The organism is Streptomyces sp. LaPpAH-108, from assembly GCF_000373625.1.
GTDB lineage: Bacteria > Actinomycetota > Actinomycetes > Streptomycetales > Streptomycetaceae > Streptomyces.
The window spans coordinates 68404-83644 of the sequence record NZ_KB891987.1 but is presented as its reverse complement, the minus strand read 5'-3'; the positions used below and the strand labels follow the sequence as shown (position 1 = coordinate 83644).

General features: G+C 70.4%; 11 protein-coding genes. 3 read left to right on the top strand and 8 right to left on the bottom strand.

The window, feature by feature from the left end:
• Positions 1 to 114: 114 nt before the first annotated feature.
• The 3 genes from B079_RS0100370 to hemL all read right to left on the bottom strand — a co-directional run bounded on the left by B079_RS0100370 (position 115) and on the right by hemL (position 3577).
• Complete coding sequence (locus B079_RS0100370) at positions 115 to 1398, bottom strand: hypothetical protein (RefSeq protein WP_018543787.1); 1284 nt, start codon at positions 1396 to 1398, stop codon at positions 115 to 117.
• Positions 1399 to 1541: 143 nt separating this feature from the next.
• Positions 1542 to 2195, bottom strand: a complete 654-nt coding sequence (locus tag B079_RS0100365) for a histidine phosphatase family protein (protein ID WP_051094965.1) — start codon at positions 2193 to 2195, stop codon at positions 1542 to 1544.
• A gap of 56 nt (positions 2196 to 2251) precedes the next feature.
• Positions 2252 to 3577, bottom strand: a complete 1326-nt coding sequence (gene hemL, locus B079_RS0100360; RefSeq protein WP_018543785.1) for a glutamate-1-semialdehyde 2,1-aminomutase — start codon at positions 3575 to 3577, stop codon at positions 2252 to 2254.
• Positions 3578 to 4017: 440 nt separating this feature from the next.
• Here hemL and B079_RS0100345 point away from each other — a divergent pair, with 440 nt between their 5' ends.
• Positions 4018 to 4683 (top strand): hypothetical protein, encoded by a 666-nt coding sequence (locus tag B079_RS0100345; RefSeq protein ID WP_199779845.1) that lies wholly within the window; start codon positions 4018 to 4020, stop codon positions 4681 to 4683.
• Between the two features lie 51 nt (positions 4684 to 4734).
• Here the strand turns inward: B079_RS0100345 and B079_RS0100340 are convergent, their stop codons facing one another.
• From B079_RS0100340 to B079_RS0100320, 5 genes are all read right to left on the bottom strand, one after another.
• Positions 4735 to 5835, bottom strand: a complete 1101-nt coding sequence (locus B079_RS0100340) for a hypothetical protein (RefSeq protein ID WP_026248218.1) — start codon at positions 5833 to 5835, stop codon at positions 4735 to 4737.
• 85 nt (positions 5836 to 5920) lie between these two features.
• Positions 5921 to 8002 (bottom strand): methyltransferase, FxLD system, encoded by a 2082-nt coding sequence (gene fxlM, locus B079_RS0100335; RefSeq protein WP_018543781.1) that lies wholly within the window; start codon positions 8000 to 8002, stop codon positions 5921 to 5923.
• Positions 8003 to 8023: 21 nt separating this feature from the next.
• Positions 8024 to 9298 (bottom strand): lanthionine synthetase C family protein, encoded by a 1275-nt coding sequence (locus B079_RS0100330; RefSeq protein WP_018543780.1) that lies wholly within the window; start codon positions 9296 to 9298, stop codon positions 8024 to 8026.
• Positions 9295 to 12249 carry a lantibiotic dehydratase gene (locus B079_RS0100325; protein ID WP_018543779.1) on the bottom strand — a complete coding sequence of 985 codons (2955 nt, stop codon included), beginning with the start codon at positions 12247 to 12249 and terminating at the stop codon, positions 9295 to 9297. Before B079_RS0100325 ends, B079_RS0100330 begins: the two co-directional genes overlap by 4 nt.
• Positions 12250 to 12465: 216 nt before the next feature.
• Entirely contained in the window at positions 12466 to 12645 is a 180-nt protein-coding gene (locus B079_RS0100320; RefSeq protein ID WP_018543778.1) for an FxLD family lanthipeptide, read from the bottom strand.
• A gap of 625 nt (positions 12646 to 13270) precedes the next feature.
• Between B079_RS0100320 and B079_RS0100315 the strand changes: the two genes are divergently transcribed.
• A complete protein-coding gene (locus B079_RS0100315; RefSeq protein ID WP_234016721.1) occupies positions 13271 to 14557 on the top strand; it encodes an XRE family transcriptional regulator in 1287 nt (428 codons plus the stop codon).
• Positions 14554 to 15093 carry a GNAT family N-acetyltransferase gene (locus B079_RS0100310; RefSeq protein ID WP_018543776.1) on the top strand — a complete coding sequence of 180 codons (540 nt, stop codon included), beginning with the start codon at positions 14554 to 14556 and terminating at the stop codon, positions 15091 to 15093. The genes B079_RS0100315 and B079_RS0100310 overlap by 4 nt, the downstream gene beginning before the upstream one ends.
• Positions 15094 to 15241 lie beyond the last annotated feature (148 nt).

The window sequence follows — 15241 nt, the reverse complement described above, 5'->3', positions numbered from 1 at the left end:
CATGGCTGTTCCGGGGCCTTCGCGCGCCCCCCTGCTGACGGAAAACCCCATTTCAGCCGGTATTTACACCGGGCATAACGGACAGGCCGTCATGCCCGGTCGCCTTGCCGACCGTCACGCGGCGCCCTTGCCGCTGCCGCCCTTAGCGAGGAATCCCTTCCAGCCCCCGGCGGGCTTCTGCCCCACGTCGAGCGTGCGCAGCCCGGCGAGGACCTCGGGCTTCTGCACGTCCAGCCAGTCCGCGAACTGCCGGAAGGAGACGAGGCGCACATCGGCGCCCTTCTCCTTCTCGCGCGCGATGTGCTGGAACGCCTCCTCGACGGCGTCCATGTAGAGGCCGCCGTTCCACTGCTCGAAGTGGTTGCCGATGAAGAAGGGCGCGCGGTTCGTCTCGTAGGCCCGCCGGAAGCCGGATATGTACGCCTGGGCGGCCTGCTTGCGCCAGCCCGGGTAGTTGTGGGCGGGGGCGTTGGTGGAGTTCACGGACTGGTTGGCGAGCATGTTGTAGTCCATGGACAGGACCTCGAAAGAGTGTCCGGGGAAAGGTATCTGCTGAAGGGGCAGGTCCCAGACGCCCAGCCGCTTGGAGGGCCAGACCTGACGGCCGCCGGGCGAGGAGGCGTCGTAGCGCCAGCCCAGTTCGCGGGCGGTGGGCAGCAGGTTGTCCTGGCCGAGCAGACAGGGCGTACGGCCGCCGGTCAGCTCCTTGTCGTAGTCGAAGGGGAGCGAGGGCAGGTCGGTCCAGCCGGTGTGGGTGCGCCACTCCTTGACGAAGGACTTGGCCTGCTCGATCTCGCTCTTCCACTGGCGGGGCGTCCAGTGGGCGACCGTGCCGTAGCCGCCGCAGAAGTGCCCGTTGAAGTGGGTGCCGATCTCGTGGCCCTCCAGCCAGGCCCGGCGGACATTGGCGAGCGTGGCCTTGACGTGCGCGTCGGTGAGGTAGCCGATGTCGGAGGCGCCGCGCGGGTTGTTCGGCGGGTTGTAGAGCCGCTTCTTCGACTCGGGGAGCAGATAGAGCCCCGAGAGGAAGAAGGTCATGCTCGCGCCGTGCTCCTTGGCCAGGTCCAGGAAGCGCGGGAAGAGGCCGTTGCCGACCTCTCCGGCGCCGTCCCAGGAGAAGACCACGAACTGGGGCGGGGTCTGGCCCGGCTCCAGCGGCTCGGGGCGGGCGGGCTGGTGGGGCTGCGCGCCGGTGAAGGAGGTGGAGCCGTCGCCGATGGGACGCGCCTTGGGGCGCGCGGGATGGTTCTTGCCGTCGCCCGCGTGCTTGCCGGAACCGGCACCGTGGCCGCCGGCGTCCGGGGAGTGGGCGGACTTCACGGTCCCGCAGCCCGCGAGCCCGGCCGCCGCCGCGCCCGCGCCGAGCCCGAGTATTCCCCTCCGGGAGATGGTGTGCATGGGTTCCCCGATCCGTCACGCCCGCTGGTGTCACTGGGTCAGAGGGCGTGACGAACGGGGAGGTTGCGCGATCCGCCGCCTATTTCGCAGCGGACACGACAACGCCGTACGAACCATTCCTTATGGGCGGATTCATGCCCGCCTCAGGCGCCGAACGCCTTGCCCTGTCCGGCGCCCTTGGCGGGCTTGGCGCCCGCGTGGAGGTGGGCCGGGACCAGGTCGAGGGCGGGCTCGCTGTAGCCGACGGAGACGATCTTGTCGCCCCGGAAGGTGAAGCTCGTCAGCGAGGCGAGGGTGCACTGCCGCTTGCGCGGGTCGTGCCACAGGCGGCGCCGCTCGACGTAGGAGCGCACGATCCAGATCGGCAGCTGATGGCTGACCAGCACCGCCTCGTGGCCCCGGGCCCGGTCCTTGGCCGCGCTGAGCGCGCCCATCATGCGCACGACCTGGTCGACGTACGGCTCGCCCCAGGACGGCTTGAACGGGTTGACCAGGTGCTTCCAGTTCTCCGGGTTGCGCAGCGCGCCGTCGCCGACCCCGAAGGTCTTGCCCTGGAAGACGTTCTCGGCCTCGATCAGCCGCTCGTCGGTGGCGAGGTCGAGCCCGTGCGCCTTGGCGATCGGGGTGGCGGTCTCCTGCGCGCGCTCCAGCGGGGAGGCGACGACGTAGGTGATGTCGCGCGGGGCCAGGTGCTCGGCGACCCGGTCGGCCATGCGGCGGCCCAGCTCGGAGAGGTGGTAGTCGGGCAGGCGGCCGTAGAGGACACCGGCGGGGTTGTCGACCTCGCCGTGCCGCATGACGTGGACGACCGTGATGTCCTGCTCGTTCGTCCCGTTGTCACCGGTGTGGGTGCTCACGCGGTCGCCTCCGCGGCGGCTCGGGCCGCCGCCGGAAGGGCGTCGGCGATCTTCTGGAGGGCCCGCTCGTCGTGGGCCGTGGACACGAACCAGGACTCGAAGGACGACGGCGGGAGGTACACGCCGTTCGCCAGCAGCGAGTGGAAGAACGCGTTGAAGCGGAAGGACTCCTGCCGCCGGGCGTCCTCGTAGGTGCGCACCTGCCGGTCGGTGAAGAACACCGAGAACATGTTGGAGGCGTTCTGCAGCCGGTGGGCCACGCCCTCCTTGCTCAGCGCCTCGGTGACCAGGGCCTGGATCTGCGCGGAGACCGCGTCGACCGTGTCGTACGCCGCGTCGTCGAGCAGCCGGAGCTGGGCGAGCCCCGCGGCGGTGGCGACCGGGTTTCCGGAGAGGGTGCCCGCCTGGTAGACCGGGCCCGCCGGGGCGAGGTGGGCCATCACGTCGGCACGGCCGCCGAACGCGGCGGCGGGGAAGCCGCCGCCCATCACCTTGCCGAAGGTCATCAGGTCGGGGACGACGCCGTCGACGCCGAACCAGCCCGCGCGGGAGGTGCGGAAGCCGGTCATCACCTCGTCGGAGATGAACAGCGCGCCGTTCTTGGCGCAGGCGTCCTTGAGGCCCTGGTTGAAACCGGGGTCCGGCGGGACGACGCCCATGTTGCCCGGCGACGCCTCGGTGATCACACAGGCGATCTCGCCCGGGTGCCGGTGGAAGGCCTCCTGTACGGCCTCCAGGTCGTTGTACGGCAGCACGATCGTGTCCCCGGCCTGGGCGCCGGTGACACCCGGGGTGTCGGGCAGCGCGAAGGTGGCGACACCGGAACCGGCGGCGGCGAGCAGGGCGTCGACGTGGCCGTGGTAGCACCCGGCGAACTTGATCACCTTGGACCGGCCGGTGAACCCGCGGGCCAGCCGGATCGCGCTCATGGTCGCCTCGGTGCCGCTGCTGACCAGGCGGACCTGCTCGACGGGCGCGACCCGGGCCACGATCTCCTCGGCGAGCGCGACCTCGCCCTCGCCGGGCGTACCGAAGGACGTGCCGCGCGCGACCGCCTCCTGCACGGCCGCGATGACCTCGGGGTGCGAGTGCCCGAGGATCATCGGACCCCAGGAGCACACCAGGTCCACGTACTCGCGCCCGTCGGCGTCCGTCAGATACGGCCCGCTGCCGGAGACCATGAACCGGGGCGTGCCCCCGACGGCACGGAAGGCGCGCACCGGGGAGTTCACCCCGCCCGGGGTGACGGCGGAGGCGCGGTCGAAGAGCGCCTGGGATGCGGGCGCGTCGTAGGGATAGGGCGTTTCGCTCTGGGCACTCATGGCGTGCGACTACTCCGGCTTCTCGGACTCCGGTGGCGGGGTGACTCCCTCAGGGTAGGCGGTGGGGCGGGAGGGAGCCGGGGAGCGGGGTGGGCGTGGGCGGCGGGGGTGGGCCGGGACTGCGGGCGTCGGCGCGGACTACGGCCGTGGGTGTGGACTACGGGCGTGGGTGTGGGCGTGGGTCTCGAATCTTTCGAATCTTTCGATCGGGGTCCGCCGGACCTTCCTTCCGGAACCCCTGGCCGATCTTTCACGATCTGCGAGACTGACACCTGATACACACACCTCATGCGGCACGTAGTGATCGGGGACCGGGGTTTTTCCTGCGGACTGAAGATTCACCGCACGTTTCGGCGGGCGGCCGTGGGGGAGGTCACTGACACGATGATCGGGTTGCGCGGCGGGGGCCACGCGTCCTAGAAAAGCACTCGGGTGGAGATATGCATCGCGGTGGCGGACTGGGCGAGGGGACTGATGACCTGGGTCCTCGGCGAGCCCGGCGGGGAAGGCACCGGCGCGAAGCGGAGGAAGCGACCGAAGCACGTCAGGCTGACGCACGTCAGACACAGGGTGTACCGAGTGAGCCCGAGCGGCACGACCGGCAGAGCGACCGCCGGCCCGACGACCGGGCCGAGAGCCTCCGGTTGGGGAGCAGGAATGGTGGTCGGGTGGGGGTGACGTACAAGTACTTCGGCGCGCCGGACGGTGCGACCGCGGCCCGCGTCCCCATCTCGATGCGTCCCGAGGAACTCGGCGGCGACGAGCTGGGCATGAACGGCATGTTCACCAAGATCAAGCCGGAGACGATGGCGGCGATGGTCCTGACGGGCATCGAGGGCGTCCCCCTGCACAAGGTGCCGCCCCTCGAACTCGTCGTCCTGCACCCGGACTACGCGGTGGTCAAGCTCCCCATGACCGTGGTGGACCCCCTGCGCGACATAGGCGAGGAAGCGGTGGGCGCGGCGGCCTTCATCTGGTCGACGGTCCCGGACCGGGGCGGGCCCCGGGACGCGTTCAATGTGTACCAACTCCTCCACGAATGGCAGGACTTCAGCCATCGGTTGCACGAGGCGGGGCATCAGCCGTATTGCTTGGTGTGGCCGTGAGCCGGGGTTCCGTTTCTTAGGGGGTTGGGCGGGACTTCCGGCTTCAACAGCTCAGGAGCTTGCGAGGCTTTCCCGGATCACACCGTCGCCGGCACGCAGAGCAGCCGTCAGCTCTCCGCGCTGCTCATCCGGGATGGTTCCGGCTGCGAGGGCGCAGGAACGCACCAGTGAGCGACAGTCCTGCACCTGCCGGTCCGTGGCGATCTCGGTGAACAGAGGGTGCGCCAGGTTCTCGCGGGCCGCGTAGCCGTCCCCGGCGTCCATCGTCCTGCGGTAGAGGTCCTCGACGACGCGGTGTGCGGCGGGCGAATCGGCGGAACCGATCGCGTCGAGGACGGTAAGACCGAGCCGGGAATCGAAGACGGTCATCCCAGGTTCAGACGGGTGCTCGAGGTAGGTGACCGTCAGGTCCGCCAGGTGGTCGTCGACCGTCTGTCCGGCGTCGCGGCGGCACACGACGGTCAGGCATGTCGTAACGGCTTGCTCCCAGGGGTCGCCGAGAGCCGTGTCGGCGAGGAGAACCGTGGCCCGTGCCGTGTCACCCTCAACGAGAGCCGCAAGTACGGCGACCTGGCGCCCGTCGAGCATCCGCTTGCCCACACCTCGGTGAGCTTCGATGTACGTCAGTGCCTCGGCCCAGCGTCCCTCGATCGTCAGCGTGCGCGTGCCATCGGCGAGAAGCACGCGCCAGAGCCACGCACGGACCTCGTGGCGGTCCTCGTCGGTCGCGGTGAGGGCCGCCGGTACCGCGATGCCCTCGAACCGAGCGGCTACGCCCGCCTCGACGGCCCCGTACAGGTCGAGCAGTCGTCGGCGGCCTTCATCAGCGTGGCCCGCGCGGATCTGGAGGCGGGCGAGGTTGACGACGGGCTCCAGCCCCCGGATCGCGCTCATGCCGGGCAGAGGGCAGGCGTGGAGGTAGGCGGCGGCGTGCTGGTGGCACATCTCGCGGGCGAGGATGGGAAGGTCGAGATCGGAGGCGATGAGCGCGGCCTGGTTGTAGACGGCTGACGCGAGCCCCTGGTCGGTCTTGTTCACCGCAGTGTCGGCCAGGTCGACGAGAGCGCGCACGCGCTCGGGCAGCGGTAGGCAAGCGGGCCGGAATCGGGCAACGAGTGGGAAGCGTTGGGCCGTGGGTCCGTGTGGGTCCATGAGTCCCCCGGGCATGAGTGAGAAGCGGTGAGGCGACGGTGCCGCCGGCCGTACGTCGGCGGCCCCGTCCGCCACGCCTGAGGCGTCACTGCCAGTCGACGACGATGCGGTTCAGCGCGGTGTCGAGAGCGAAGAGGCCAGGGCGCTGCTCGATCTCAGGGGCGTCGAGGGGCTGGATCTCGAACGTGGCCTCGCGCCCGCGGTATTCGCGGTCCCAGGTACGGATGGCGTCGGCGACCTTCGCGGCCAACTCCTCGCTGCCGGGGCCGTGGCCGATGACGCCGAACTCCCAGAGCTTGCCGCCCTCGGGGGTCCGCCTCTCCGACAACCGCCGCGCCAGGTAGATGACGGCACCCTTGTCGACGACGGCGGTCGACGAGGGGTAGGGGTCCTCGGTGAGCAGAGTTCCCTTGGCGCTCCGGGGGAACAGCATCCGAATCAGGCCCGAGGGAAGCGAACAGGCGACGAACAGTTCCATCCACTCCGGCGATTCCATGGCCTGGACCGTCATGCCGGTCCATTCCTCGGTGCGGGGCTGGTCCAGGACACCGGCGAGGGCGTCGGTGTCGATCGGCTGCCCGGCGGGCGCCTGAAGGCGGACCGTGCCGTCCGTACTGAGCGGGATCACTCGGCGGTCGTCGTCGGTGATGCCCCGCCGAAGCGGCATGAAGGTGTTCATCTCACTGCCGAGGGAAACCCACCGGCCGTCACGCTGCTCATAGGCGATGGAGCGGGACACCGTGCCCTTGAGGCGCTGGGGAACGAGGAGTCGGCCGCCGGGTGCGAGCTGCTGCAGCCAGGCGTGCGGTACGCCGTGCGCGCCGACGGTGGCGATGATCCGGTCGTACGGCGCTGCTTCCGCGTAGCCGAGGGCCCCGTCGCGGGTCACAGCCTCCACGTTGGTGATCCCGGCGGCGGAGAGGTGCGCGCGAGCACCCTCCACGAGGTCGTCGTCGACGTCGAGGGTGGTCACATGACCGCTCTCGCCGACGAGGTGGGCGAGCAGACCGGCGTTGTAGCCGGTTCCGGCGCCGAGTTCGAGGACGCGCTCGCCGGGCTGGGCACCGAGCTGGTCCAGCATGAGGGCGACGACACCCGGCTGGGAGGCGCAGGAGATGGACGTGCGGTCGGTGTCGTACTTGATGTGCACGGGCGCGTTGGCATAGGCGTCTTCGAGTGATGCGTCGGGCACGAACACGTGGCGGGGCACGGTCCGCAGCGCGGTCTCGACGGCGGGCGTGCGAGCGTGTCCGTCCGCACGGAGCTGATCGACCAGGGCGTTGCGGAGGCGCTCGGCGGCCGCTGCGGGGGTGGTGGTCGTGTCGGTGTTCACCGCGCTGACGCTATCGACGGCGGCCGTTGCACCGGTGGGCGACGCGGTGTGGTCACTCGTTCCCATGACTGCCTCTCGTGCGATGTCGTAGAGGGCGCTCTGGTCCTCCCGGAGGAGACCGGCGCGGTTGGCGTGGAAGATCACGTGGTGGGCGATGACGGCTCGCAGGCCGCGGGTGAGGGCGCCGCGGGCTGCGAGGTTGGCGAGCGTGGCGCCTACCCGGTCGAAGGCGGTCACCCATTCCTCGTGAGTGTGGAGTGGGCCACCTGGGCGGCAGAGACTATGGGCGTCGACGGCCATGAGCTTTCGCATGGCCGGAGCCAGCTCGGGGGCTCGTTCGGGCGTTGGTGGATTGGCGGTCGGTCGAAGGGCCGCGACTTTCGCCCATACGTCGCCCTGTTCGAACCAGTCGAGTCCAGCACCGCGCATCATGACGCTCGCCAGCAGGACAGCGGTCTCCCGGCGTCCCAAGTGCTTCGGGCCCGGCTGATACGTGACCAGGTGGCGGGAGTCGCTGTGGAACAGTCCGTGGGCTGCCTCCATGGCCTCGGGTCCGCCGAACGTGTCGGTCTCGGGCTCGTAGACGCAGGGCAGGCAGGACACGACCGCCCCGTCGCCGATGAGATCGCTCAGGAGCGACTCGATCGCTGGTGAGGGCTTGTCGGCGAGGTAACGCAACGGCCAGGGCTGCTTGTTCATGAACCACCAGCCGGTGAGCTGCCCGTCGGCCTCTGCCGCGATCAGGGCGGGGCCGAGGCATTCGACGATGGTGCGCCGGGCGATCTCGCGGTCGAAGAAAGTGATGTTGTGCTGTTGCCAACGGTCGGGAGGCATAGAGGTCCTTGGGTCGGTGGATCAAGCGATGAGGAGGCATGCGTCCCAGGCGGACCGGGGAGGTACGGCTGTGCTGGGCGCGAGGAGGGCCAGGGCTGTTCCGGCCGCACCGTCGAGCAGGCCGGGGCCGCCCTTCTCGTCCTGGATGAGCGCGGTGGCCATGAGTTCCGGGTCGGTGCCCGGAGGGATGACCGCAGCCAGGAGGGCCGGGATCACGGCACGGAGTCGACGCACGGTTGACGGGTGGGCGTCGTCGGCCATCCGCACGGCAACGTGGGCGAGACCGGCGAACCCGTGGCAGAGGCCGTTGTCCGTCGTGGCCTTCAACTGCTCGGGATCGGTGAGGGCGGCCACGAGCGCGTTCTCCGCGTCGATCTGACGGCTGACGTCGCCGAGGGCCAGTGCGGCGAGTTGCTGGGCCCGGGCGAGGCCGGCGGTGCCGTAGCACCAGGAGGGCCGACCGGAGGCTGACGGGACGAGACGCCCCCTGCGCAGCTCACCCCGCGTGACCCAGTACGGCCAGACCGATCCACCGCTGGTCTTCTCCGCCCAGCGGTCCAGCCAGGCCAGGATGGTGTGCAGCGCCGCGTGGTGCCCATCGGTGGCCGAGCCTTTCCGAGCAGCAAGGGCCAAGAGCGCGAGCACGCCGCCGATGCCGTGCGCCACACCGGTGTTGGCGTGTCCTTCGAGGAATCGGTCGTCCGGGCTGCCCGAGGGCCCGGTCTCCGCCCACCAGCCCGGCAGCGTCTCGCCGCGGTGGGTGATCGGTTCGGTGAGGCGTACGCAGTAGTCGAGAACGGCGCGCAGTGTGGAGCTGCCGGGATCGCGGCGCAGTAAGTAGGCGCCGTATCCGGTGAGGCCCCGGATGGCGTCGAACTCGGCGAGCTGCGGCAGGCGTCCAGCGTTGATGCGGCGGTGTGCGGTGTCGAGGCGGTGTCTCACATCGACGGCAATCTGTCTGTCCATCGTTTCGAGGGCACGCTGGTAGGAGCCGGGAAGGTGGTCGGCGGTGCGGCTCAGGGCATGGGCGAAGGCGGGCATTCCGTAGAACGGGTGGCTGTTCGGGCCGCTGGTGAGCGGCTGCCGGGAGGCTGCGGCAAGCCAGTCGTGGGCGCGCTGCCACGGGCCGAGGCCGCTCGCGGCCAGCTCGATGTGCAGGAGCGCGATTCCGGGCGGGCCGTAGGCAAGGTGCTGCCGGTCCGAGGAGAGCGTCCTGGTGCCGAGGGGCACGGTGTCGGGGTCGGCGAGCCGGGCGGCGACGGCGTCGGCCAGGCCGAGCGCGAGGTGGGCGGTCACGACGCTCTTCCCTTGGTACGGGCGGTCCAGGCCAGGGCGGCGGCACGCGCGAGGTAGAGGCACGCCTCTTCCTCCGGGAAGTTCACAGCGACGTGACGCACGAAGTGGACGTGCAGCAGGGAGGTCAGGACGTCGTCGACGGCGATGCCCTCGGTGTCCGGGCCTGGCAGGTGCGGCCTGTAGTCGACGAGCGCCGTATCCCGGTCCGACCATCCCGACACGATGGCGTCCCCGCCCGGAACACGGCGCAGCCCTGCCCAGTCGTCGGACGGGTCGGCGAGCCGTACGGCGTCGGTGAACTGCGGGCGCGGAACGGGTCTGGGGGCTGTCTTCGGGATGTGGTCGATCAGCCACCGCATCCCGGCCTCGGTGCTGCCAAGGAACGCGGACGCGATGGCAACGGTGTGGGCCGCCGCCAGCGTGCGCGGTCCGGGGCGCTGCGGCTGCGCGAGCTGGGCCAGGACGGCGCGCGAGTCCGCCCGGAAGACCTCCTCGGCCGCCTCCCACGCCCTGCCCGAGCCCCAGCGGCCCGTCTCGCGGTAGGAGGTGGGATAGCGCAGGTCGGCCAGCAGACCGATGCTTCGTAGCTCGTCGGCCCACGCGCTCACCGTTCGGGCCGTGTCGGCGAAGGCTTCCGGGTCGGGCAGAGCGATGCGTACGCGGAGGTGTTGGCCCGGGTCACGGAAGCGGATGAACCACCAGGGCGGGTGGCCGAGTTGTTTGAGGAGATCGGGCAAGTGCCGGGAGAGCAAAATGTCTTGGCGGCGGGGATCACCGTAAAGGGCGGACAGAAGAACCGAGGAAGACGCAGGCGTCTGCATCTGGGCCGCAGACAGGGCACGGGCCCGGCTGGGGGCGGGCAGCGGCGGCCATGCCGACGGCCTGGCTGCTTTGAGGGGCACCACGATCTCGTGGGCTCGCCCGCCGCACCAGCCGTACGCTTCCGGTTCCGGGGCCTCGGCCAGCAGAGCCAGGCGCGAATTGTCGAGGTGTCTGCGCAGGAGCGCACGGTGGCCGGCCTCGTCGAGGTCGAGGAAGAGGCGCCGGTCGTCCTCTACGAGGTGGACGCGGCGCGGCAGCCTCCGCCGGGCACGCCAGTCGCCGAGCGCGGCGTCCCACTCGGCCCGGGGGCGCGCCTGGCCGGGCAGTTCGGCCGCTTCCAGCCGCCAGCGCGCCGCGGCCAGCACGGTCCGGCCGTACCGCAGCCGTGGAAGGAACGGCATCGCCGTTGCGGCGCCCCAGTCGAAGACGGTGACCTGCGCGCACTGGGCCCGGGACAGTTCGGTGAGGAACCGCACCAGTGGCGGGGTGTGCGTGCGCAGGTTCAGCGCGTGCATACCGATCGCCTCGACGCGATGACCTCGCTCGGGGACAGCGAGGTACATGCGGCGGCCGTCGCACCCCACAGCCAAGTCCGCCGGTGTGAGGACGGCGTCCCGTGGGGCGCGGTGTTCCTGAAGGCTGATCACGGTGGGGAGAACCTGCGGGGAGCGGGTGACGTGGGCACTCTCGGGGAGCAGGGGCGGGAAAGAGAGCTGCGCGGGCCTGGTGTCGCCGTCCGCGGCCGGGAGATCGGCAAGCTCTGTGGCCAGAGCCTTCCTGTCGGCCGGGGCCAGCACGCCGAGGAATCGGCCCGTGGAGACGCCGACGCCACGGGACACGCTCACGAGCTCCAGCCGGAACCGCCCGCGCTGCAGCTCCTCCAGGTCGGCCGCGTGCACTCGCACCCCGATCTCCAGGTGCGGTGGCAGCCGAGGCTCGTCAAAACCCATGTCCAGGACGTCGATCTGTTCGTCCGTGAGGATCACTTCGTCACGGCTGTCGAGCGCGGCGGCCTGAGCCAGCCGTACGAGGGCGTCATCCCGAGCGGAAACGCGGGGTCTGCTTGCACCGGCCGGAGCGCCCGGGTAGCCGTCGGGACAGCCGATACCGCTGTCCGCCACGGCCTCCATGAGCGGCACCATCGTGCCGATGCCGTACCTCTCGTAGAACCGCTGGTGGTACTCGTTCCAGGCGGCGGTCCCGTACGGGCGGACGCTCAAGCGGGTCAGGACGAGAGCGGCGCGCTCGATCTCTTGGGCGACCGCTTCCGGGAGAACGATCTGTGCGTCCAGACGGAGGTCGAGCGCGACGGGGTGGCGACGCAGGCCGGGGAGGACGTCTCGCATCCGCGCCGCGACACTGTCCCGGCCGCCGTGCGTGGCGCACTTCTTCAGGCCCGCCCGGACCGCGTGGAGTTCGCGTACGGCCTCCGCGACCGGGGAGAGGCTTCCAGCGTCGATCGCGTCGAGCTGACCCACCAGATACCCGAGGGCGTCGGTCTCGGTGCTTGGAGCATGCAAGCTCGTGATCAGTACCCGCCGCCGGATCAACTCCGCCAGCAGGTGACGAGCTCTCTCGGGACCGGCTTCGGGAAACTCCGCCTGGAGCTTGTCCACGAGGGTGCCGAACCCGATGGGCAGTCGGGTCGCGGCAACGACCGCGCGCACCGGTCCGGTCAAGGTCACAGCCGCCTCGACCGCGCGAGTCCGGTCGTCCTGGACGTCGGGCTGGAACGGCACGACGAGCTGGTCGCCTCGGTACGTCACAGTGTTGTTGACGACTACGGGCAGCCGTTCGAGGAGGTCCGGGTACGACTCCAACCGTGCGACCAGGGCCGCCAGCCACTCTGCTCCCGCGCGGCCGACGGCCACGTGCTCCTCGCCCCAGTCGGCCCGTGCCTGGGAGGCGAACTTCGCGGTGGCCACGCCGGCGAACAGGCCGAAGGGTGTCGCCCGGTGCTGGGCCCGCAGCAGGTAGCGAGCGACGGACAGCGTCGCGCGCTGCACATCCCGGTAGGCGGGATGCTCGTCCGTACACATGGCCCGTACCTGCGTGGCCAGAGCCGGGCTGGAGTGCTGGAGTGCCTCAGCGACGTCCTTGTCCGCCCAGACCGCGCGTAGCCACGCCACACGGGCAGACGAACCACTGGGCGAGCAGTCATCGAGGTCAGGGCATGGAGGAAACGGCAGCGAGGGCCGGGCGGTGGCGCGCACGAGAGCGGTGGAACCGGCACGGAACGCTGCGGGCGGAGCAATCACCGAGTACCTCCGTAGGTGACGGGGCCGGGCGGCTGGTGCCGCCACGCGGAGACGCGGCGGCACCAGACCGGGGTGACTTGGAGTCCGTCAGGCGACGTTGGTGGTGCAGGCGCCGCAGGTGGACCCGCAGTTGTCGTCGGTCAGGTTGACCAGGCCCGCGGGGTCGGCGATCTCGACGAGGGAGATGTCCAGGTCGAAGCCGTCCGACGCTCCCGGGGACTGCGGGCGCACTTCGGTGCGGCTGGAAACCACGGTGCTGCGCGTCATACTTCAACTCCTTGTAATCGCTGTGGGTTTACTGGGCTGGAGCGCCCACCAGGTGCGCTGTCACAGGAGCGTTGCCGGACGGCTGCTCCCCGAGCGGTTCCTGGCCGCCCGGCGCAAGGAGGCGTGCTCCGCGCAGGAAGTCCTCGCGGGTGCCTGCCTCAGGCCGGGAAGTCGTGTGCCGGCAGTCCGATCAAGCGGACATCGATCGCCGCTCCTTGAAGGGGCCGGGCGCCTGGGTCTTGAGGCGGCCGAGGCATGCGGGGATGCTCACTTGCCGCCCGAGTACGCGGCAAAGCTCGGCTGTGGACGGCTCACAGGGGAAAGTCTGGCTGTACGTCGGGGGGCCGACGGGGAGTGCCTCAAGTGGGTTCTCAGACTCGTCATTGAGGTGGAGCCTTCGTGTCGTCTCGGCGCCCGGCCCACTCCTGCAGAAAAACCTCAGGGGCGGCCCGAGCCGTCAACAGCCGCCCGCGCGGTGAGGCGCGACGAGTGACCAGCACCCAGACAACTCCCTTTTCCAACAGCTTGGTTAGGGCGTTCAAGCACTCAGCCGACAGACCCGCCTAGGGCGTTTTGGCCTCGCCTTTACCTGGCGGGTGAGGATCGCGCGGACTAGCGTGCCCGCGTGGACACCACCCGCAACACCGTTCTTGAGGCGTGGATGACCGAACACGGCTACAGCTCCAACAGCCTCGCCGAGGCTGTGAACAGGACCATTGAACGGTTGACCGGGCGCATTGGAGGGCTCGACGGCTCATCGGTCCGGGCGTGGAAAGCGGGCCGGGTCACGTGGCCGAAGTCGGCTGCCCGAAAGGCGCTTGAGGACGTCACCGGGCTACCCGCCGTCGCTCTGGGGTTCGTGCCACGGGGCGGTCCTTCGTCCACCCCGGCCCCACCGCAGCAGGAGGACCCCGACATGAAGCGCCGTACTCTCGTCGGTGGCATCGCGGCCGCTGCTGCTGCGGCAGCCGCTGCTCCCGGCCCCGCATCCCCGCGCCGCATCGGCATGAGCGATGTCAACCGCCTGAACAAGCGCTTCGCCGAGATCATCGCCAGCGACCACCGCCATGGCGGCCAACTCGGCATCGAGCAGCGGGCCGCCGCCCTCGCCGACGAGGCGCTCAACCTCCAGAACGCCGGAAGCGCCACCCAACGGGTGCGCAGCAACCTCTACGCCTCCGCAGCGGCTTTCCGCTCCTCCGCGATGTGGGCCGCCATCGACGGCAGGCGCTACGACGTCGCCAAGGCGCACATGCGTGAAGCCCAGGCACTCGCCGAGATGTCCGGCGACCAGGCGATCAAGTTCCGCATCTGGAGCCACGCGGGCACCATGTACCGCCACATGGGCCGACCGGCGGATGCCTTCGCCGCCAACGACGTCGCCCGCAACCTGCACCTCACCCGCCGAGACCCGCTGTTCGCGTCCCTCGGCCTGGCCCGTCAGGGCGCCATCCACGGCGCGGCGCAGGACCGCACCGGCACCCGCCGGGCCTTCGAACAGGCCCAGGACGCCATGCTGCGTGCCGACCCCGCCGACTACCGGCCGGTCTGGATGCTCGCCTTCTACGACCAAGCCGAACTGGACTCCCTGGCCCTTTCCGCTCACTTGGCCCTCGGCGACTACGCCACGGCGGAGTACCACGCCCACCGTTGCCTGTCCGCCCTGCGGCCCTACATGATCCGCTCCCGCGCCATCACCACCACCCGGCTCGCACACGCCCAGCTCGCGCAGGGCGCCCCCGACGCCGCCACGGCCACCGCGATGAAGGTCCCCACCGAAGCCGCCACCCAGCACGCCCGGGTCACACGCATGCTGCAGGAGTTCGGGGCCGCGCTGCGCGCCGTCGCGCCAGGCAGCTCCACCGCGCGAACCTGGACCGAGCACACCGCCGCCTGGAGGATGGCCGCATGACCACGGCGCCCGCCATCGAACTGCGCACCTTCACGACCCTCGACCCCGTCCGCGGCGATCTCCTCGACGTGTACGCCGACGTGCGCGCCCCGCTCCTCCACCTGCCCAACTACGCGGTCACCGCCTTCGGCGAACGCCTGGACCGACACAGCACCGAGCCGGGATTCACAGCCGTCCTCGCGTACGCGGACGGCCACCCGGTCGGTTACGCCTACGGCAACACCATCGAGCACGGCGACCGCTACTGGCAGCGCACGAGCCCGACGCCGCCGGGGAAGTACACCGAGCGCCCGGCGGTGGCCCTGAAGGAGATCGGGGTCCGGCCGAGCTGGCGGAAGACTGGCACGGCCCGCCGCATCCATGACGCCCTGCTCGCCATCCGCGACGAACCGTACGTGACGCTCATGGTCAACCCGGCCTCTGGGGACGGGAAGGTCCACGCGCTCTACGAGTCGTGGGGGTACGAGGACATCGGCCAGAGCCAGCCGTCACCGGCCTCACCAGTGCTCACAGTCATGATCCGCGCGAGCCACTGACCAGCCCGACGAACAGTCGAAGTGCCTCCCAGCAGCCCAGTGCGCCGGGACTCGCGTCTCAAGGCTCTGCAAACCAAACGCGAGCGGATGCTAGTGAGTCGACGAACTGCCGGTGCCCTCACAACCTCTCTCCCCCGTCGCAACCAGT

Coding starts and splice junctions, on each gene's coding strand:
- B079_RS0100370 (WP_018543787.1), bottom strand. CDS start 1,398: ATGCACACCATCTCCCGGAGGGGAATACTCGGGCTCGGCGCGGGCGCG.
- B079_RS0100365 (WP_051094965.1), bottom strand. CDS start 2,195: ATGCGGCACGGCGAGGTCGACAACCCCGCCGGTGTCCTCTACGGCCGC.
- B079_RS0100340 (WP_026248218.1), bottom strand. CDS start 5,835: ATGGACCCACACGGACCCACGGCCCAACGCTTCCCACTCGTTGCCCGA.
- B079_RS0100310 (WP_018543776.1), top strand. CDS start 14,554: ATGACCACGGCGCCCGCCATCGAACTGCGCACCTTCACGACCCTCGAC.
- hemL (WP_018543785.1), bottom strand. CDS start 3,577: ATGAGTGCCCAGAGCGAAACGCCCTATCCCTACGACGCGCCCGCATCC.
- fxlM (WP_018543781.1), bottom strand. CDS start 8,002: ATGCCTCCCGACCGTTGGCAACAGCACAACATCACTTTCTTCGACCGC.
- B079_RS0100320 (WP_018543778.1), bottom strand. CDS start 12,645: ATGACGCGCAGCACCGTGGTTTCCAGCCGCACCGAAGTGCGCCCGCAG.
- B079_RS0100345 (WP_199779845.1), top strand. CDS start 4,018: ATGCATCGCGGTGGCGGACTGGGCGAGGGGACTGATGACCTGGGTCCT.